This window comes from Tardiphaga sp. 862_B3_N4_1 (assembly GCF_051811085.1).
Lineage (GTDB): Bacteria > Pseudomonadota > Alphaproteobacteria > Rhizobiales > Xanthobacteraceae > Tardiphaga > Tardiphaga robiniae.
Window position 1 is genome coordinate 490779 of the sequence record NZ_JBPWQB010000002.1, and the last position, 20212, is coordinate 510990.

Here is a 20212-nt window from a genome sequence, read left to right on the forward strand (position 1 = left end):
CTCTGCCCTCGGCTCAGCGAAACAGGCCGCGCCGCGCAAACAGCGGTGCGTCGCTATTGTCGAACATCGGTTCGATGCCTTCGTGAATGGCGGCAACGTCGCGAACGCCGCGCATCGAGCCCATGATCAGCGGCACGCGCTGGTGCGGTGTTCGCGCCGAAATTTCGAGGATGCGGCGACGGCCGGTGGTTGCGGAGCCTCCGGCCCACTCCATGACCAACGCCATCGGGTGCGCTTCGTATAAAAGGCGTAGGCGCCCTTCGCGGTATCCGGGGCGCGCGTCGGCCGGATAAAGGAACACGCCGCCGCGGACGAGAATGCGAAGTGACTCGGCGACCAGCGAGCCGATCCAGCGCATGTTGAAATCAGCACCGCCGTCGCCACCAATGCCGGCTAGGCATTCGTCGATATAGGTCCGCACCGGACCGTGCCAGTGCCGCCGGTTCGACGCGTTGATGGCGAATTCCGGCGTATTGGGCGCAATCCTGACGCCTTGTGCGACAAGCAGGAATTCACGCGCGCGGCGATCGAGAATGAAGATGTCGACATGCCCGTTATGCGCCAGCACCAACGTGGTCTGGGGACCGTAGACCACGAAGCCCGCGGCGCATTGGGCTGTGCCGGGCTCGAAGAAGGTGGAAACCACATCGTTACCGCGCGGACGGATCGAGAAGATGGTGCCGACCGAGATGTTGTTCTCAAGATTGGCGGAGCCATCCAGCGGATCGATCGCGACACATAGCGGCGCGGCGACATCGAGGATTTCGGGCAATTCTGCCTCTTCCGACAGAATGGCGGCGACGGGGGTCACGAGCAGCGCGCGGCGCATCATCCTGTCCGCGACAAGATCGATGTCCTTCTGCGCGTCGCCGTCGGAGTTCACGCCGCTGAGACGACCCGTAATGCCGGCCAGCGGGCCGTCGGCAATGACGTCGGCAAGGTCGATGGATGCGGCGGCGATTCCCTCGATCACGGCGGCGATCGCAAGCCGGTTCGGCGTCTTCGCCCCCGCGCGATCGAGATGCGAACGCAATGTCACGCGTTCATCCATAGCCGTTCCCTCATCGCCGCCCTCTGCGGGGCCATTTTCAAAGCGTCGTGCCGTTCGGCCGTCCGCGCACCAACAACATCCCAGTTTGCAGAATTAGTAAAATATTCTTATCTTTGGCCGGAGCAAAGTTTTCCTTATAGAGGTTGCTAGGCTGGTGAGCCGGTTTCTGCGGGAATTGACCCTTCGCCAATTGCGCGCTGACCGCCGTTCACCGCGATCGCTCGGTCACGGCTGCGGCCAAAAAACTGCATCCGACACAGCCCGCGGTCACGCTGCAGAGTCGCAATCTGCAGACACTGGCGGGCCAGATCGCCCATTATTCACAAAGCGTGGGCATCAACAGATCTGTCACTACAGCGTGTTGGCGCTGCCAAGTACGGCCGTAAATTCATGCGAGAAGGTGCAACCATTGCCATGAGCGATCGCGATCTCGGCATCCGCGATCTGCCGTGCGCCGGCATTGCCGCGTAATTGCTCTGTCGCTTCGATCAGCGTGAACAGCCCATACATGCCTGGATGCGCAAACGACAATCCACCGCCATTGGTATTGACGGGCAGAGCACCACCCGGCGCGATCCGGCCACCGGAGACAAACGCGCCGCCCTCGCCTTTCTTGCAGAATCTCATGTCTTCCAGGAACATGATGACGTTGATGGTGAACGCGTCGTAGAGCTGCAACACATCTACATCAACCGTGGCGATGCCCGCCATCTCGAATGCCCGCGGCGCGCACTCCGCCGTCGGCGTCGTGCAGAAATCCGGGATCTGCGAGACTTCGCGGCTCCAGCTCGCACCAGCCCCACCGAGGAAATAGACGGGCTTGTGCTTGAGCGCCTTCGCACGATCGGGACTGGTGACGATGACAGCCGCACCGCCATCGCTCATCAGGCAGCAATCCAGCCGCGAGAGCGGATCGGCCACCAGCGGCGAAGCCAGCACCTCGTCGATGGTCAGCGGCGCCTTCATCGTCGCATCGGGATGCAGTTGCGCCCATTGTCGCGCAGCGACGGCGACTTCCGCCATCTGCGCGCGCGTGGTGCCGTATTCATACATGTGTCGCGCGGCACACATCGCATAACCTGGCAGCGGCGACGCCAGGCCGTAGACCTTCTCGAAGGTCGGCAGTTCATGAATGCCGAAGGTACCGGCCTGTTTGAGATTGGAGCCGTAGGCGATCAGCACCGTGGTGCACAGCCCGGCCTCGATCGCCATGGTGGCTTGCAGCAGATGCGACAGGAAGGACGAACCGCCGGTCATGTCCGAGCACGCCCATTTCGGGCGGATGCCGAGATACTCTCCTATCGAGAGCGTCGGGAACATGTGATACAGCGTGCCGCCGCAGATGCCGTCGATATCCTTCAACTGCAGGCCCGCATCCGCAACGGCGCGTGCAGTGGCGCCGGCCATCAGATCCATCGAGGACAGGCCGGGCGCACGGCCGAGGCCGTAGGTGCCGACACCGACGATGGCGCTCTTGCCACGCAGCGATGAGCCGCTCATGACGCAGCTCCCACAGGGCGAAACAGCACGATGGGCTGCTCGCTGTTCGCATAGGTGCCGAAGTCGACCGGCGTGATCACCGCCTGCACGCGCATGCCGATATGGACTTCGTCGGGCGCACAGTCCACGATGCGGCTCAGCATGCGGACGCCTTCGTCGAGATCGACCACACAGGCATTGTAATCGCCGCCATGCTTCGCGGGGCGGCGCATGACGGTCGTCGAATAGACCGTGCCGAACCCGCCGACCTCGACGAATTCGAGATCGTCGGCACCGCTGCGCGGCGCGATCAGGCGCGGATAGAACACATATTCGCCGGTAGAGCGCGAACGCTGGATCATCAGTCTGCCGGCGCGCAGATGGGCCCAGAACTGTCCTTCGGGACCAAGCTCGGCCGCTGGCGAGGTTGCTGTCGTCATGTCCACTCCGCTTCCTGCAGCGACCGCCAGCTGATCTTGTTGCTTTCCGAGCGCGGCAGGCTATCGACCAGCACCACCGAGCGTGGCGTCTTGTAATTGGCCATGGCGCCACGCGCCCAGCCGATGATGTCGTCTGCCGTTGTCGACGCCTTGGCCGCATCATGCAGGACCACCAGAGCCTTCACCGACTCGCCGCGATAGCTGTCCGGCGTCGAGATGATGCAGCACTCCTTGATGGCGAGATGGCCATACATGATGGACTCGACTTCCGCCGGCCACACCTTGAAGCCACTGACATTGATCATCCGCTTCAGCCGGTCGACCGCGAAGAAATAGCCGTCACGATCGCGATAGCCGAGATCGCCGGTGCGCAGGAAGCGCTTGCCGCCCAGCGTGACGAATGCGGTCTCGTTCGCTTCAGGCTTGTTCCAGTAGTTTTGCAGCACCTGCGGGCCGTTGACCACGATCTCGCCGATTGCGTCACTGCCGAGCTCGGTCAGCGTGTCTGGATCGATGATCCGCGCATCCGTCTGATGCACCGGGATGCCGAGGCACTGCCGCCTCGGCGCTTCCATCGGATTGATGTGGGTCGGCGACATGGTCTCGGTCATGCCGTAGCCCTCGACGAATTCGAGGCTAAAGCGGGTCTTCAACCGTTCGGCCACCGCCACCGGCATTGCCGCGCCGCCGCCGGTGATGACCTTGAGCTTCGCAAAACACGCTTCACGAAATGTCGGGCTGGAGAGCACGTCGACGATCATGGTCGGCGCCGCGTTCCAGAAGGTAACGCCATGGGCCTCGAACAGATCAGGGATCAGGTCCTTATCCCAGCGCGCCATCAGCATCAGCGTCGCGCTGACCGAGATCGCCGCATTCATCGAGCCCTGCATGCCCGCCACATGAAAGAACGGCTGCGCGCCAGTCAGCACGTCGTCGCCACCGAGCCGGTACCAGCGCGCCTGCAGCACTGCCGTGAACAGCACGCTCGAGTGCAGATGCATGCAGGCCTTCGGCTTGCCCGTCGTGCCGGATGTGTAAGGGAACAGGCAGAGATCGGCTGGCGTCGCGGTCATCGGCGACGGCGTCTCGTTGCGAGCGATCACATAATCCCAGGCGCGCCAACCCGGCGCCGTGGGGCACGATCCGTTTTGCGTCACGCAGGCTGGCAGCGTGTAAGGCGATGTCTCGGGCACATAGTCGCGATAGTGCGCGACGATGATGCTGTTGATGACGTTGCCAAGCAGCGGTGCAAAAACATCGACGAGATCGCTGCCGACGATCGCCACCGTGGCGCCGCTGTCGGACGCGATATAGTCGAGTTCGGCGGTCTTGTTCATCGGGTTGATCGGCACAACCACGGCGTCGGCCCGCATGACGGCGTAATACGCGATCACATATTGCGGCGAATTCTGCAGCGCGACCATCACGCGGTCGCCGCGCTTCACCCCGCAGATGTTCTGCAGATAACCGGCAAGCGCGTCTACCTGCCGTAACAATTCCGCGTAAGTGAGAACTCCGCCGTAGAACAGCGTGGCCGGATGATCCGGCCGCGCCGTCGCGGCCCGCACCAGCGCATCGTAGAGGACGCCCTCGGGCAACGGCAGCGTGTGCGGCTCGCCGGGTGGCCAGAACGGAGAGACGTCACTCACGGCAAGCCTCCTGACAGGTACATTTCAGCAATTAATCAGGCGAAGAAGTGCCAGACCTTGGCGATGATCTGCCAGCGGCCATCGATCTTGATGAAGGAGAGTTCGTTGACGAAGCGCTTCGGCAGATACATGTCCTTGACGCGGGCATGGGCCGTGGTCGGCGATGCCACGGACACGCTCACGATGTCGTCCTCGCGCGGGTCGCTCCGCGACGCCGATGACGGCCGCGCGGCAACCATGCCCATATAGGTTTCGAGATCGAGATTGACGAGCGTACCGTCGGTGGCCGAAAACAACCGCACCTGGGGATGGAGTACCTTGCGGAAGCCTGCGACATCGCCGTGATACAGCGCTTCGAAATAGCCGGCGATGACGGCGCGGATGTCCTGTTCGTCTTGCATCTTCAAGTCTCTGCTGTCGTGTTTCAATTGAGGCCACTGGCCCGCGCGTGTTCCTGGTCGGCAAGTTCGAGTCCGTGGTCGAGCGCTGCGAGCAGCCGCTCGGCATCCTGCTCACTAATGATCAGCGGCGGCGCCAGGAACAGCGAGGTCTGCTCGCCGCTGGTGCCGATCACGGCGCCGGCTTCCATCGCCCGCGCGGCGACACGCGAGGCGATCGGATTTTCCATGGTGTCGGCGGCCCATGAACGCCAGTCGGGCCCGTGCAGTTCGACGGTCCAGTGCAGGCCCTGGCCTGCAACGCGGCTGACGCTCGGATGGCGACGAGCGATTTCCAGCAGGCGCTTGGTGAAGAATGCTTCCATCGTGCGCACGCGCGCGAGGATATCCTCCTCGGTCACCACATTGAGATAGGTGCTGATGGCGGCCATACTGATCGGATGGCCACGCAGCGTGCCGTAGTTCTGCCAGCTCGATCCCTTGAGCTGCTCGACGATCTTCTTGGACACGATCACGGCCGCGACCGCCGCAGCGCCGCCGCCGAGCGACTTGCCCATGGTGACGATATCCGGACGGCTCTTGGCGCCCTGGAACGCGAACCAGCGGCCGGAGCGTCCGGCGCCGGTGACGACTTCGTCGGCTATCCAGATCGAATTTGCTTTCGCGGCGTGATCAGCGACTTCGTCCTGATAGTCGCCGTCGTAGTAATTGCCGCCCTGCGTGTAATCGATGATGGTCGCTGCGGTGTCCGCGAGCGTCGCGCCGGCATCGGCGAGAACGTCCTTGACCGGCTGGTTGCTCAGTGGCGCGCCATAGATCGCCCCATCTGGCGCAGGCAGGATCTTCACCGGCGCCATCGGGGCCGGTAGACGCGAGCCGCCGGCCTGCACCGCGAGGCCGCCATGCCAGTGCGGCTGCACAGTCATGCTGCGCGACAGACCGACGAGGCCATGATAGGCGCGCTCGCGCGTCGCCAATGCCGTCTTCTGCGACAGGGCCTGACACAGCGACAGCGCCATGTCGTTGGCCTCAGAGCCGCTGATGCAGAAGCGTACGCCGCCGACCCAATCCTCCTCGCCCGCGAAGGCGGTGCCGATCAGATCATCGGCGGCTTTCTCGCGACCGATCCAGGTCCAGCCTTCGTTGACGACCGGCGTATCCGCGGCTGCACGAATGGCTTCCACCATTTTCGGGTGGCGATGGCCGAGCCCGCCGCCGGTGTTGCTGCCGTCGATCAGGCGACGCCCATCTTGCAGATGGAAATAGACGCCCTCGCCGCCGACCACGGTCAGGGGGGCGCTGTCGCCGGCATTGAGGCCCGTCCGCAAAAGTCTGCTCATCGATTATCCTTTTTGTCCTTGCGGAGGTGCATCATGCGCGACCATAGCCGCCGCCGCCGCACATCTCGATGGTGATGACATCGTCCCGTCGCAGCACGAGGTTCGACTTGCCCTCGACGTCGATTACCTCGCCGCCCCGCGTGAGCGTAAGGCGTGCGGTCTTGCCGGGTGCGCCGCCCTTCAGGCCAAACGGGGGAATAAGCTTGCGCTCGACGCAACTGGTCAGATGCATGCTCGGCGCAAGGATGCGGTAGCTGCGCACGACACCGTCGCCGCCCGGATAGGCGCCAGCGCCGCCGGAGCCCCAGCGGATCGCCTGCTGCTCGACGCGAATATTGTAGTTGGCCTCGATGGCTTCAGCCGGCGTGTTGGAGGTGTTGGTCAGATGCACGCGGGTCGCGGCGCAGCCGGCGCGGTTGTGCCGCGCGCCCTCGCCGCCGGCATGGACCTCGTACAGCATCTTCCAGGAGCCATCCTGCCGCGGCTCGGCGAAAGAGAGCATACCGGACGTGGTGGCGCCGCCCGACGACAGCCGCTCCGGAATCACGTCCTGCATAGCCAGGAAGATCGCATCGACGATACGCAGCGAAGTCTCGTGATTGCCTGCCGCCACCGGTGCGGTGAGACCGGGTTCGAAGATCGAGCCCGGCCGGGTGATGATGGTGAGCGGACGCAACGCGCCGCCATTCTGCTGCATATCGCGCCCGCTCATGATGCGCGCACTATAGGCCACCGCGGATTTCGCAATGAAGGACGTCGTATTGCAGAAATTCGAGACCCGGTCGCAGCTGCCGGACAGATCGAACGTCGCTTCGTCGCCCTTGATGGTGATCTTGACATGGATACGCGCCGGCTCGTCGCCCGGGCCGCCGTCATCGAGAAAATCCTCGCCTTCATAGACGCCGTCAGGTAGCCCGAGAATGGCTTCGCGCATCTCGGCTTCGGAGAGATCGTGCAGCCGCGACAGCGCCGCCACGAACATTGCCTTGCCGTGCTGCTTGCACAATTCGACGATGCGTTTCTCGCCAGCCAGTGTGCAGGCGATCTGGCCGAGTAAATCGCCCTCGCAGGATTCGGGATCGCGGACATTGACCTTGAGGAACTGAACTATGGCATCGCTGACGCCTGCTGCCGTGGCGACCTTGATCGGCGGAATCCGCAGCGCCTCCTGAAAGGTGTCGATGGCCTTGGCGAGATAGCTGCCCGGCCAGGTGCCGCCGATATCGGGCCAATGCGCGAGGCTGACGGCAAAGGCAACGATGTCACCCTCGAAGAACACCGGACGGACGACCTTGACGTCGTTGAGGTGATTGCCGCCGAGCGCGCCGAGATTGTAGATCAGCACGTCGCCTTCGCTCAGCGTCGCAGCCGGCACGACTTTCAACAATTCGCGGATCGTATAGGCCATGGCGCCAAGATGGACCGGGATGTCGCGGCCCTGCCCGATCAGCTCGCCCTGCGCATCGGTGATCGCCGAGGACAGATCGCCGGCCTCGCGCAACAGCGGTGAGCGTGCCGAACGCGTCATCACCAGGCTCATCTCTTCCGCTGCAGCTGACAGGCCGTGGCGGATCACCTCGACGGCGAACGGGTCGAGCTTCATGACATCACCTTCGCGAGATAGAGGTTGCCATTGGCATCCGGTGTCGCCTGCCATTGCGGCGGCAGCACCACGGTGGACCACGCGTCTTCGATGATCGCCGGACCGGTGACGGCGTCGGTCATTGCGCTGCGATCGATCACATCGGTCATGACGTCCAGCGCGCCATCGAACGAGCAACGGCGCTTGGGGGCCACCGCCGTGCGCAACACTGTCGTCGGGCGGCTCACTTCGGTGGTCGAGGGCTGCCGCGCCTGCGCACGCACGGATTCGATCACGCAGCTTTCGTTGGTCGCGTAGCCGAACAACTCGCGATGCTTGACGAGAAAGTCCTGCCGAAGTCTATCGACATCGAGCGGCATCGTGAAAGGCACGGGGATCGCATCGGCCTGCGCGGCATAACGCATCAGCGCGACCAGTTCGATCTGGATGGAGTCGCGCGGAATCGCGTTGGCAAGCAGAGGCACGAGGGTCTGCTCGACCAGCGCTTCGATGCGCTGCGTGACCTTGGCCAGGTCAATTCCGTCCAGCGCAACGCGCAACGTCTGCTGCTGCAGGAAGCTAAAATCCGCAGTCAGGCATCCCAGCGCGGAGAAGGCGCTGGAGGCAGCAGGCACCACTATCTCGGTGATCCCGTAGAGTTCGGCGAGACCCGCCGCATGCATCGGGCCGCCGCCGCCAAACGCCAGCAGCGTGCAGTCGCGACCATCGATGCCGCGCTCCACTGTCACGCGGCGCAGTGCCCGCGCCATGGTGGCATTCGCGACGCGGATGATGCCGAGCGCGGTCTCGGTAAGGCTGAGCCCGAGGCCCTGCGCGATCGGCTCGATCACGCGGGCTGCAGCGTCGACATCCATGCCGATGCGGTCGCCGAGCTTGGTTTCGGGGTTGAGATAGCCGAGCAGCGCATTGGCATCGGTGATGGTCGGCTTGGTGCCGCCACGGCCATAGCAGGCTGGGCCCGGTTCGGAGCCGGCACTTTCCGGCCCGACGGTCAGACCGCCTGCGCCCGCGCGCACGATGGAGCCACCGCCGGCGCCAATGGAATGCACCGCGAGCATCGGCTGACGCAGCGGGCGATCGCCGAGCATCTTGCCGTCGGCCATCTCTGCCTGGCCATCGACAATCAGACAGACGTCGGTCGTCGTGCCGCCCATATCGAAAGTGAGCACGCGGGATTTCTCGAGCTGGCGCGCAATGCTGACCGAGGCCGCAACGCCGGCGGCCGGGCCAGACATCGCCATCACCAGTGGACGGCGCTTGACGGCCGAGATCGGGATCATCGCACCGGCGGAGTGAAACACCTGCAGGCCCGGACCGATGGGCAGACGCTCTTCAAGCTCGCTCAGATATTCCACCGCAATCGGCATCGCCGCCGCATTGAACGCCGTCGATGACGTGCGCTCATATTCGCGCGCTTCGGGATTGATCTCATGCGACAGCGAGACATGCGGGACGATATCCTTCAACCGCTCGGCCAACATCTGTTCATGGACGGGATTGGCATAGGCATGCAGCAGCGAGACGGCGACGCTTTCCACGCCGGTCTCCTTCAGCCAGGCGATCAGGCGCTCGATTTCGGCTTCGGCCAGTGGCTTCAGCACCTGCCCCTCGTGATCGAGGCGCTCGTCGAGCGCGAAGCACAGCTCACGCGGCACCAGCGCCTTGGCCTTTGGCGCGATATCCAGGCGATAGAGATCGCGGCGACGATAGCGCGCGATCTCAAGAACGTCCTCGAACCCCTTCGTCGCGATCAGCGCGATCTTCGGCAAGCGCTCCTCAACGATCGCATTGGTGATCCGGGTGGTGCCGTGAATGAAGCGCTTCACATCGCTCTTGCGCAGACCAACAGCCTCGATGGCTTCCAGCATTGCCTGCACCGGCGCGTGGGGGCGCGACGGCACCTTGGCGATCCGCGTCTCTGACGTGTCGCGCCGGATGGCGATGATATCGGTGAAAGTGCCACCGATGTCGGTTCCGATTTCCCAGATATTCGTCACGCGCGTTGGTCCCGCTTTCGTTCAGGGCCGGCGATGCAGCACAAGGGCTACATCGCCGGGTCGTTCGTCTTCGCTTACTTGCGGGCGAGATCGCGGAAGTCGACTTGGCGGTGAAACCAGTAGGTGTAGCCATCGAGTTGCGGGATCATCACGGCGTCCTGGTTAGCCTGCCACAACAGCACCAGCGGAATTTCCTTGACGTATTCCGCGATCATCTGCTTGCCCATCTCGTCATACTTGGCCTGATCCTGTTCGAACCGAGCCTGATTGGCCAGTTTCACCACCAGCTCGTCATTCCAGGAGCTGTAATTCCAGCGCTGGTTACCGGTGAAGAAATTGCGGAAGAAGTAATCGGTGGTCGGCAGCCAGGCGGTGGAACCTTCGGTGAAGAACGGCAGCTTCTTCTCGGTGATCTGTGTCGACATCTGCGAGTCCGGCAGCTTCTGCACGTCGACCTCAATGTTGAGCTTCGCCAGCGCCTCCTTCAGCAGCGCCGCCATCGGCTCGGTGACGGCGGCGGAACCGACATTGATGCTGAAAGTGGTCTTGAAGCCCTTCTCGAAACCGGCTTCAGCCAGGAGCTGTTTGGCCTTGGCCATATCGGTCTTCGCCGGCATCGGCTGCGGGAAGTCGGCATTCGGCGGCGACGTCCACGATGCACCGAACAGCGGAGAGCCACGTTTGAAGATTGCTGCGCTGAACATGTCGTTATAGGGCAGCGCCATGGCGATGGCCTGACGGACCTTGAGATTGTCGAACGGCGCCATCTGCGTGTTGAAGGCAATCATGGTGAAGCCGTTGGTCTGCGGTGATGACTCCACCTTGACCTTGCCGCGCTGCTGCAGCGACGGTACGTCGCTGGCCTGCAGATCGATGGCGATGTCGGCATCGCCCTTCTCGATCAGATTGGCCCGCGTGGCGGGATCGCCGATGGTCTGTTCGATGACGCGCTTGAAGTAAGGCAGCTTGCCGTCACGGCCGCTCTTCCAGTTCTCGTTGCGCTTCAGGACCAATTGTTCGCCCGGCTTGAACATCTCGACCGTATAGGCGCCCGAACCGGCGGTATTGGTCTTCAGCCATTCCTGCGCCCAGGGATCCTCGGCAGTCGCATGCTGTTTGGCGAGCTTGCTGTTGAAGATCGGGGCGAGCGGTGTGGCGAGATTGGCCAGCGCCAGACGATCCGCCTTTGGCAAAGTAACTGTGATCGTGCGCTCGTCGACAATTGCGAACTGCTCGGCCTTGGTCAGCGATCCCGTGCCCATTTGCCCTGCGGCAATGGATTTGGCGGTGACGGCACGATCAAGCGACCATTTCACGTCTTCTGCAGTGACGGGCGTACCATCGTGCCACTTGGTATCGCGCAGCTTGAAGGTGATCTTCAGCCCGTCCGGGCTGACCTCATAGCTCTCGGCCAGTTCGCCGCGGATCTTGCTGCGGTCGAATACCCAGACGCCGTTTTCGTCGCGCTTGCGGTCGAAGGCTACAAGGCGGTCATAGATGCTGGTCGAAACGCCAAAGGCCTCACGTGTCGCACCCGGCGTGGTGGGGTCCAGCGTCGGGATATTGTTGCCGGTCACCTGGCGCAGGGTCTCGGCCCGCGTCTGCGCCTGTGCCGCCGCTGGTGTGAGCGCCATCAGCAGCACACTGCCCGTCAATCTCAACAAACGCCCGCGATCAGCCATCATCTGCCACCGTCCCCTGTCGAACCTCGTTCTGCAAAATCTTGGCGTATCGCGCGCATCCGGATAGAGCCAGACTCACCGGAAACGACTAGGCCAGATTGCCGGACGCAGGGTAACGCGCGAGCGAGGTGCCAAGGTGCTTTGTTACAGTGCAAGCGCTGCACGCAAATACAGCAACGATCTCATCGACGCGCCTATCCGCTCAGATGCAGGACGTGCGGCAGTTGTCGCGCCGTCGATGGTTCGACGAGATCGCGCCTACGCGGCGGCAAGGGAGCTACCCGCCGAAGATTGAGCAATTCGCAGGCGCGCGGCCACTGCTGGGAACCGCATATGGCGGATCGAATTATTTTTTTGCCGCAGATGGCTCCACACCGAGAATCTGCGCCATTTTCGCGATCAAACGCGTCGCATCGGTGGGCTTGAGGCGGCCATAGCCCAATACGAGGCCAGCATAGATCGGCGTCTCCAGATGATTCTGCGATAGTGGCTGCACGTGGAGACCCGCTTGCTTCAACAGCCGTGCCGCCTCCACATCGCTCATCCGCGCCTTCAGGCGCTCGGTGAACAGAGCGACGAGATGAAGACCGGTTGCACAGGGAGCGACGGTGAGATCATCAGGCAAATACTGACGGATCGCATCCATCAGGGCCTTCTGCCGCTCCGCATAAACTTTTCGCATGCGGCGGAGATGGCGCAGCAGATGGCCCTCGCGCATGAATTCGGCGAGCGCGCGCTGACCGATGCCGGAACTGTGCACGTCGATGCGCGCGCGGCCCTTGGTGAATATCTCGACGAAGCGCTCCGGCGCGACGATGTAGCCTAAGCGCAAGCTCGGCATCATGATCTTGGAGAAGGTGCCGAGATAGATCACGCGCTGCTCGCGGTCGAGCGACTTCAGCGACGCGATCATACTGTCCTGATGCCGGAACTCGGAATTGTAGTCGTCCTCGACAATCCAGACGTCGTTGCGATTGGCCCAGTCAAGCAATTCCAGCCTCCGCTCCAGCCCCATGCTGACGCCGAGCGGATATTGATGCGACGGCGTCACCACGATCAGCTTCGCATTCGGCGCGCGGCGAATGCCCTCGGTGACGCATAGCCCCTTGTCGTCCACCGGTATCGGCACCAATTTACCGCCGGCCGCCGTCAGCGACCACTGCGCCTCGACGAAGCCCGGTTCCTCCACCCAAACTTCGTCGCCATGATCGAGGATCATGCGGCTGCACAGGTCGAGCGCGCTGGAAGTGCCCGAGGTAACGACGATCTGCTCGGGCGTGCAGACGAGACCACGCACCGCGCCGAGGAAATCCGCGATCTCGCGCCGAAGCTCGGGAAGCCCGGCGGGGGACAAATCGAGGCATTCCTCCTTGTCGGGTTGCAGCGACGTCTGGCGCAGCAACCGAGCCCAGTCGCCGAACGGAAAGGTCGAGATATCGGGCGCACCGGGGCTGAAATCGGACGCCCAATTGGTCTCGTAGGTGAAGCCAATCAGCGACTGCCAGCGTTGAGAGATGGGACCGGCGATGCGAGAGGTATCCACAGACACGCCCGCCGGCGATACCGCACTGCGGCTGACTGCGGCGACTGAAACACCGCCGCGCGGCATCGATTCCAGATAGCCTTCGGCATAGAGGATGTCCCAGGCACTCAGCACCACCATGCGCGAGCAACCGAGCTCGCGCGCAATCTCCCGCGAGCCGAGAAACTGGGTGCCCGCCGGCAGCGTCCCGTGCAGAATCCCGTCGCGCATCTGCGCCGCGATTTGCTGGGGCAATGCCACTGACGAAGCCCGGTCAAGACGGATGCCCGCCAGCGACATCCGCCTCCTCTGGCCAGTGGAATTCTGCATGCGAAACGGGGCCCGGACAAACGATCAAGATGAATGCGACCGAACAAGTAGCAGCACGGAAGGCTGGACGTCCACATCGCCCGTACACCCCCGATGGCCGAGCTCGCCAGGCGCCCTGCACACGGGTTGAGATCGGAGCCAAGACGCTTCCAGCACGTTAAAATCTCGATCGCATACAGGCTCACGCAATACGCGAGATCCGGACCTCTACCTCAAGCTCTTCGAAGAGATCCGGAGCCTGGAGGCATCGGGCGTATCAGCGATCTGCAATCACGGCCTGCACCAACGGCTCCCCCTCCACAAGGGCTCGGATTTACGAATGAAGGTCCGCTTTGCGCCAAAAGCGGACAAGCCAAGCATTGCTGATTGCGAAGTCAGAAACTCTGGGTAGTCCAAGAGACGAGCTCTTTGGCAAGGTTTGAAAAAGCAGAGTCGAAAGCCCGAACGGTTCCTGGTGCATCCAGCTGTTCAATCCTCTGGCTCTGGTGAAATATCCGTGAAGCCATGACCTTTCCATCCTTATCCAGAATCTTTGTAGACAACTCGATTTCTGCCGCGGGCGTTTCATCGGGCCCAACGTCAAATCGTCTGACATCGATCAAAAGCTGATAATCGGGCTGAACGCCGTCCAGCGGCCGCGTGGGTGCATGCGTTACGTCGTAGTTTTCGAAACTCTCCAAGATCTTCGCCTGGATGAGCTTGGGGATGCTGTCTGCCCACTGCGCATCGGGGAAGGCCGCCGTGTCCTTGGGTTGCGAAAACAAGAATCGTTGCGTCTGCAAAAGGACGACAGCTGTTGGCTCGGGTATCGCGAGCTGCCCCTTAAGTATTTTGGTTGGTGCCGGGAAATCAACAGCAGCGCGAAGATTATAGGTCACCTTAGATACCGGAGAAGCGCCGCCGCCCGTCATTCGCTCCAGACCGCTGACAATTCCGTCGAGCTTTCCAGTGTTGCGAGCGAGTCCTTCTGAGAACACTTGAAGATTGGCGATCGTGCTTTTGAGCGGCGCGGCATTGTCCGCCAGAACGCCGTCGACCCGCCCAAGGGCATCGCGTGCCGCTTGTGTCATACTGCGGCCAGCGCCGGGTTCGGCTACCAGTATCGTCACGGGAGCGGAATTCGTCAGTAATTTACCTCCCTCCAATGCGATTACCGGCACCCCCGTCAGTCCCTGGAAGTCCAATCCCACCTTTGTGTCACTGCGAACGGGAGTGGTGTTCACGACGGAGATGCTTGCATTGACGCGACTGGGGCTATCCTCCGCCAAATCGAGACGCGTCACCTCGCCCACGCGAATGCCGTTAAAGAGCACCGCGGCGCCCACCAGCAGACCCGGCACAGAGCCGTCGAACTGAATCTGATAGGCAGTCCGCGGACCTGAATTTCCGGTGCTATGCAGCCAGAATATAAAGCCGAACGCTGCAGCGATAGCTGCGAGAACGAATGCGCCGACGATGACGAAAGGAGCGCGCGTTTCCATATCAAATCGCCTTTGGTTGGAGCATGAGGGAGCGCTTGCCATGGAAATAAGCCTTAACCCATGGATGCTCGGATCGAAGCAGCTCGCTCATCGGTCCGATCGTGACGATTTTTCCATCAGCCAGGGCGGCCACGCGATCACAAACGGTATTCAGACTGGCCAGATCGTGCGTGACCATGAAGACCGTGAGTCCCAGCGTCTTCTGCAACGTCTTGATCAGCGTATCGAAATCGCCAGCTGCGATAGGATCAAGGCCGGAAGTCGGTTCATCGAGAAAGACGATGGCTGGATCCAGCGCCAATGCGCGTGCAAGCGCGACTCGCTTTGTCATGCCGCCGGAAAGCTCTGATGGAAACTTGGCACCGTCCTCAGGTGCGAGACCCACCATTTCAAGCTTGGCATTCGCAATCTCGGCCATGAGTTCGTCTGAGAGCGTTGCATTCTCACGAAGCGGAAACTCAACGTTCTGCAATGCCGTGAGTGACGAGAACAGTGCTCCCTGCTGAAACAGCACTCCCCATTTTGCAGCGACATTCCTTGCCCGGCGCCCGGGCGTCAGACCGATATCGTTCCCCATCACCTCGATCTTCCCGCTATTCCGCTCAATCAAACCAATCACGGTCCGCATCAGCACTGATTTCCCGCCACCGGAGGCACCGACCAGCCCCAGGATTTCGCCGCGCCGAACATCGAGTGACAGATGATCGATGACGATATGGCGGCCGAAACCGACAACTAGGTCCTCAACATGGATGGCAACATGCGTATCTTTCTCCTGCATCGTTACATTCCTATCGACGCGAAAAACACGGCGAATAGCCCGTCGAGAACGATGACGAGAAAGATCGATTTCACGACAGATGTCGTTGTTTGTTTGCCTAGGGATTCAGCGCTACCTTTCACGCGAAGCCCCTCGCTGCACGCGACGATCCCGATCACCAGCGCCATGAATGGCGCCTTGATGATACCCACTTCGAAATGCGTCACCGAGATCGCCTCATGTAGCCGGGCTATGAATGTCACCGGCGACATACCCCCATAAAACCATGCGACGAGGCCTCCCCCGTAAAGCGCCGCGACCGCCCCTACGAAGGCCAGGATCGGCAATGCGACGATCAACGCGACGACGCGAGGCAGGATCAGAACATCGACTGGATCAAGGCCCATCGTCGATAGAGCATCAATCTCCTCGCGCATCTTCATGGAGCCTAGTTCAGCGGTGTAGGCGCTTCCGGATCTTCCGGCGACCATGATTGCAACGATGAGAACCCCCAGTTCACGCAACACCAGGATCCCTACCATATCGACCACATAAGCCTCCGCGCCAAACTTGCGGAAGTGGAAGATGCCTTGCTGCGCGATAATGGCGCCGATCAGAAATGTAATCAGGACCACGATCGGAAGCGCCTGCCAGCCGACCCGATAGATCTGGTAAACCAATGATGTCAGCCGAAATGATCTCGGACGGCGAAACACACCGACAGCGGCCAGACAAATCGCGCCGAGCATTTGAAGGAAAGCTGACAGATCCAGAACTGCCGCCAGCGCCGCCCGACCCAGCATTTCCAATCTGTCGGCGATGGAGTTACGCTCTGTGGGATCCGGATTACGTCGTCGATTGACCTGTCTCAATTCTTCGATCAGATCGATATAGTCTTCTGCAGCTCCCACAATGCGCGCGCGCTGGCCGCCGCCGGCCAAATGTCGCGATATTCGCTCGATAAGCCAAGCGCCCAACGTGTCGAGCTCCCGGACGCCGGACATGTTCACGGTTACCGACCGTGCCCGCGCGAGCTGTGGCGCGATGCTGGTAGATAGTTGCTCCAGAGTTGCCGCATTGACGACGGTCCAACTTCCTATAGGGCGCAATTCGAGCGCATCGCCATTGGCGCTTGCTATCAGCAAAGGTGCATTCATCACGACGATCTCCTGCGCTTATGCCAAAATAGGCCAGTGGAGGCGCCATCGAGCGTCGTCAGCAGGACGACACGCGGGTTGAAGCGGAGGCCACATGTTGGGTGACACGGATCGCCCTCAAATCATACAACGAAGTTCCTTCTGCCTGATCACCGGAACGAAACTCCGTATATCATCGGCCTGTAAACTTATCTTCGGAACTTCCGCCGCTCTGGCGGTTTGGATGAAGTGAAGTCGATCATCCGCGCGTGTTCGTGGTCTTATTCAATTAGATCGTTTCTGACGTGACAGCTGTTTGACGTATGTCAAACGGCCACTCGCCGTTTGCCGTACTGTTCTGCGACGATACTCCGCAACAGCAAGCATGTGCCTCGCTTCTGCGGAGGATACCACGGCTGCAAGAGCAAGTTAGACGCAGCAAACCGCAAACAAGGAAACAAGATGCATCATTTTCATGCGGTCGTTTGGATCGACCATCGCGAAGCGAAGATATTCCATGTCGGCCTCACCGGGACGGATCAACTCGATCTCCATCCAACGTTCGAGACACGCCACATTCATCACAAGGCCAACGAAATCGGAAGCGGTCATATCCACGAAGACAGGGGATTGATGAAAGACGTGGCGGACGCGGTGAGCGATGCCGGTGAGATTCTGATCATTGGTCCGGCGCAGGCGAAAACCGAACTGGCGACCTATCTGCGAGAGCATACGCATATCGGCGGTCGCATTATCGGCGTCGAGGCCGTTGACCATCCCACCGATGGCCAAATCGTCGCTTACGCCAAGAAACTCTTCAAGATCGGTACATTGCGCGGCGACGCGCCCGCAAGCCGCTGAAATTTACGGCAAAGCTATTGCGAGTATTGGCGGCAAATATTTGCCGCCGCGCGGCGACTGGATCAAGGTGCAGCATATGCCACGTTATGGAGAAGCTTTCCTCAGCACCGGCGAGGTGCAATTGATTGATCGCTATTGGCGCTCCGCAAATTACCTGTCGGTGGGTCAGATATATCTGCTCGACAATGCCCTGCTGCGTGAGCCGTTGCGCAAGCACCACATCAAGCCTCGCCTGCTCGGCCATTGGGGAACCACGCCTGGGCTAAACTTCATCTACGCGCATCTGAATCGCGTTATTCGCGCCCACGACCTCGACATGATCTATATCTGCGGGCCCGGCCATGGCGGCCCGGGGATGGTCGCAAATACATATCTGGAAGGCACCTATAGCGAGGTCTATCCGGACATTACCCAGGACAAAGACGGACTGCAGAAACTGTTTCGACAGTTCTCGTTTCCGGGAGGCATTCCCAGTCATGCGGCTCCGGAAACTCCCGGTTCCATCCATGAGGGCGGCGAACTCGGCTATGCGCTGGTGCACGCCTACGGCGCGGCCTTCGACAATCCCGACCTGATCGTCACCTGTGTCGTCGGAGACGGCGAAGCGGAGACAGGCCCCCTCGCCGCGTCATGGCACTCCAACAAGTTCTTGAGCCCGAAGCATGACGGCGCGGTACTGCCCATTCTTCATCTCAACGGTTATAAAATTGCCAATCCCACTGTGATGGGGCGGATGAGCGACGACGAAATACGCCATCTGTTTCATGGCTACGGTCATGAGCCGATGTTCGTCGAGGGCAGCGATCCCGCCATGATGCACCCGCTGATGGCACACACGCTTGAGCGCGCGATCGACAGGATTCGTGCGATCCAGGCTTCCGCTCGTGACGGTCGCGCAACGGTGGATCGGCCGAAATGGCCCATGATCGTCATGCGCAGTCCAAAGGGCTGGACCGGCCCCAAGGAAGTCGACGGCTTGAAGGTCGAAGGTTTCTGGCGCGCTCACCAGGTACCGATTGTCAACCCGCGCGGCAATCCCGAACATCTCAGTCTGCTCGAAGAATGGATGCGCAGCTACCGGATCGACGATCTGTTCGACAAAGCCGGCCGGCTGCTACCTGAGTTGCAGGCTCTGGCGCCGCAGGGTCGCCGGCGCATGGGAGCGAATCCTCATGCCAACGGCGGTTTGCTGAAGCGCGAGCTGAAGCTGCCTGACTTCCGCGACTACGCCATCGATGTTCCCCATCCCGGCGGGACCGAAGGCGAAGCGACCCGCGTGATGGGGCAATTCCTGCGCGACGTCATCAAGCTGAACGCAGATGCGCGCAACTTCCGCATCATGGGTCCAGACGAGACAGCATCGAATCGGCTCGACGCGGTATTCGATGTGACCGAGCGCGTCTGGATGGAGGGTATCGAACCTTACGATGTCCATCTCGCCCAGGACGGCCGGGTGATGGAAGTCCTCAGCGAGCATCTTTGCCAGGGCTGGCTGGAAGGCTATCTGCTGACCGGTCGCCACGGACTGATGTCCTGCTATGAGGCCTTTATCCATATCGTCGACTCGATGTTCAATCAGCACGCTAAGTGGTTGAAAGTGTCCCGGGCGCTGCCCTGGAGACGTCCCGTTGCCTCCCTGAACTATCTCCTCACATCCCATGTCTGGCGCCAGGACCATAATGGCTTCAGTCACCAGGATCCGGGCTTTGTCGATCTGGTCGCCAACAAGAAGGCCGATATCGTCCGGATCTACTTTCCGCCGGACGCAAACACCCTGCTCTGGATCACCGATCACGTGCTCCGTACTTACGACCGCATCAACGTGATCGTTGCCGGCAAGCAGCCGTCGCCGCAATGGCTGAGCATGGACAATGCTGCGACCCATTGCGATGCCGGGATCGGTATCTGGCCTTGGGCTGGCACCGAAGACACAGGCAGCGAACCGGATGTCGTGATGGCCTGCTGTGGCGACGTGCCTACCCTGGAAACCATGGCTGCGGTGGACCTATTGCGGCAAGCCGTACCCGACTTGAAGGTCCGCGTCGTCAACATCGTCGATTTGATGACGCTGCAACCCAAGACGCAGCACCCGCACGGACTGGATGACCGCGACTTTGATGGCATGTTCACCCGGGACAAGCCGGTGATCTTCGCCTTTCATGGTTATCCCAACCTGATCCACCGCCTGACCTACAGCCGCGCCAACCATGCCGGCATGCATGTACATGGCTTCGAGGAGGAAGGGACGACGACTACGCCGTTTGACATGGTGGTGCTGAACCGGCTCGACCGCTTCCATCTCGCCATCGACGTCATCGAACGCGTTCCTCGCCTCGGCATCACAGCAGCGGCGATCAAGCAGCAGTTTCGCGACAAGCTGCTTGAGCACACAACTTATGTGCGCGCCCATGGCGAGGACATGCCGCAGATTCGCGATTGGAGCTGGCCAGACCGCTTCACCAAGCACACCGCCGACTGAGGAC

At 61.3% G+C, this 20212-nt stretch carries 16 protein-coding genes; 3 read left to right on the plus strand and 13 right to left on the minus strand.

Annotated features, from left to right (window positions below; genetic code table 11):
* Positions 1–13 precede the first annotated feature (13 nt).
* Positions 14–1051 (minus strand): class 1 fructose-bisphosphatase, encoded by a 1038-nt coding sequence (locus AB8B02_RS19580; RefSeq protein WP_439064927.1) that lies wholly within the window; start codon positions 1049–1051, stop codon positions 14–16.
* Between the two features lie 245 nt (positions 1052–1296).
* Here AB8B02_RS19580 and AB8B02_RS19585 point away from each other — a divergent pair, with 245 nt between their 5' ends.
* Complete coding sequence (locus AB8B02_RS19585) at positions 1297–1437, plus strand: hypothetical protein (protein WP_439065902.1); 141 nt, start codon at positions 1297–1299, stop codon at positions 1435–1437.
* Here the strand turns inward: AB8B02_RS19585 and AB8B02_RS19590 are convergent.
* From AB8B02_RS19590 to AB8B02_RS19645, 12 genes are all read right to left on the minus strand, one after another.
* Entirely contained in the window at positions 1403–2551 is a 1149-nt protein-coding gene (locus tag AB8B02_RS19590) for an acetyl-CoA acetyltransferase (RefSeq protein WP_439064928.1), read from the minus strand. The genes AB8B02_RS19585 and AB8B02_RS19590 overlap by 35 nt on opposite strands.
* Positions 2548–2970, minus strand: coding sequence for a Zn-ribbon domain-containing OB-fold protein (locus AB8B02_RS19595; RefSeq protein WP_439064929.1), 423 nt, complete (start codon positions 2968–2970; stop codon positions 2548–2550). The genes AB8B02_RS19590 and AB8B02_RS19595 overlap by 4 nt, the downstream gene beginning before the upstream one ends.
* Positions 2967–4619, minus strand: a complete 1653-nt coding sequence (locus AB8B02_RS19600) for a long-chain-fatty-acid--CoA ligase (protein ID WP_439064930.1) — start codon at positions 4617–4619, stop codon at positions 2967–2969. The genes AB8B02_RS19595 and AB8B02_RS19600 overlap by 4 nt, the downstream gene beginning before the upstream one ends.
* A 35-nt stretch (positions 4620–4654) precedes the next feature.
* Entirely contained in the window at positions 4655–5020 is a 366-nt protein-coding gene (locus tag AB8B02_RS19605) for a nuclear transport factor 2 family protein (protein WP_120287008.1), read from the minus strand.
* 23 nt (positions 5021–5043) lie between these two features.
* The gene (locus AB8B02_RS19610) at positions 5044–6357 is read right to left on the minus strand and encodes an aminotransferase class III-fold pyridoxal phosphate-dependent enzyme (RefSeq protein ID WP_439059818.1); all 1314 of its coding nucleotides are present in this window, start codon (positions 6355–6357) and stop codon (positions 5044–5046) included.
* A 31-nt stretch (positions 6358–6388) separates the two neighbouring features.
* Positions 6389–7960 carry a hydantoinase B/oxoprolinase family protein gene (locus AB8B02_RS19615; protein WP_439064931.1) on the minus strand — a complete coding sequence of 524 codons (1572 nt, stop codon included), beginning with the start codon at positions 7958–7960 and terminating at the stop codon, positions 6389–6391.
* Positions 7957–9957, minus strand: coding sequence for a hydantoinase/oxoprolinase family protein (locus AB8B02_RS19620; protein ID WP_439064932.1), 2001 nt, complete (start codon positions 9955–9957; stop codon positions 7957–7959). Before AB8B02_RS19620 ends, AB8B02_RS19615 begins: the two co-directional genes overlap by 4 nt.
* Positions 9958–10031: 74 nt before the next feature.
* Positions 10032–11639, minus strand: a complete 1608-nt coding sequence (locus AB8B02_RS19625) for an ABC transporter substrate-binding protein (protein WP_439065903.1) — start codon at positions 11637–11639, stop codon at positions 10032–10034.
* Between the two features lie 346 nt (positions 11640–11985).
* Positions 11986–13422: a PLP-dependent aminotransferase family protein gene (locus AB8B02_RS19630; RefSeq protein ID WP_439064933.1), complete on the minus strand. Its 1437-nt coding sequence runs from the start codon at positions 13420–13422 to the stop codon at positions 11986–11988.
* Positions 13423–13865: 443 nt separating this feature from the next.
* Positions 13866–14972 carry an ABC-type transport auxiliary lipoprotein family protein gene (locus tag AB8B02_RS19635; RefSeq protein ID WP_439064934.1) on the minus strand — a complete coding sequence of 369 codons (1107 nt, stop codon included), beginning with the start codon at positions 14970–14972 and terminating at the stop codon, positions 13866–13868.
* 1 nt (position 14973) lies between these two features.
* Positions 14974–15753, minus strand: a complete 780-nt coding sequence (locus tag AB8B02_RS19640; RefSeq protein WP_231079407.1) for an ABC transporter ATP-binding protein — start codon at positions 15751–15753, stop codon at positions 14974–14976.
* Between the two features lie 2 nt (positions 15754–15755).
* A complete protein-coding gene (locus AB8B02_RS19645; RefSeq protein WP_184519917.1) occupies positions 15756–16889 on the minus strand; it encodes an MlaE family ABC transporter permease in 1134 nt (377 codons plus the stop codon).
* Positions 16890–17255: 366 nt separating this feature from the next.
* Between AB8B02_RS19645 and AB8B02_RS19650 the strand changes: the two genes are divergently transcribed.
* Positions 17256–17729, plus strand: coding sequence for a translational machinery protein (locus tag AB8B02_RS19650; protein WP_244628303.1), 474 nt, complete (start codon positions 17256–17258; stop codon positions 17727–17729).
* A gap of 76 nt (positions 17730–17805) precedes the next feature.
* Positions 17806–20208: a phosphoketolase family protein gene (locus tag AB8B02_RS19655; RefSeq protein WP_184511879.1), complete on the plus strand. Its 2403-nt coding sequence runs from the start codon at positions 17806–17808 to the stop codon at positions 20206–20208.
* Positions 20209–20212: the final 4 nt, after the last annotated feature.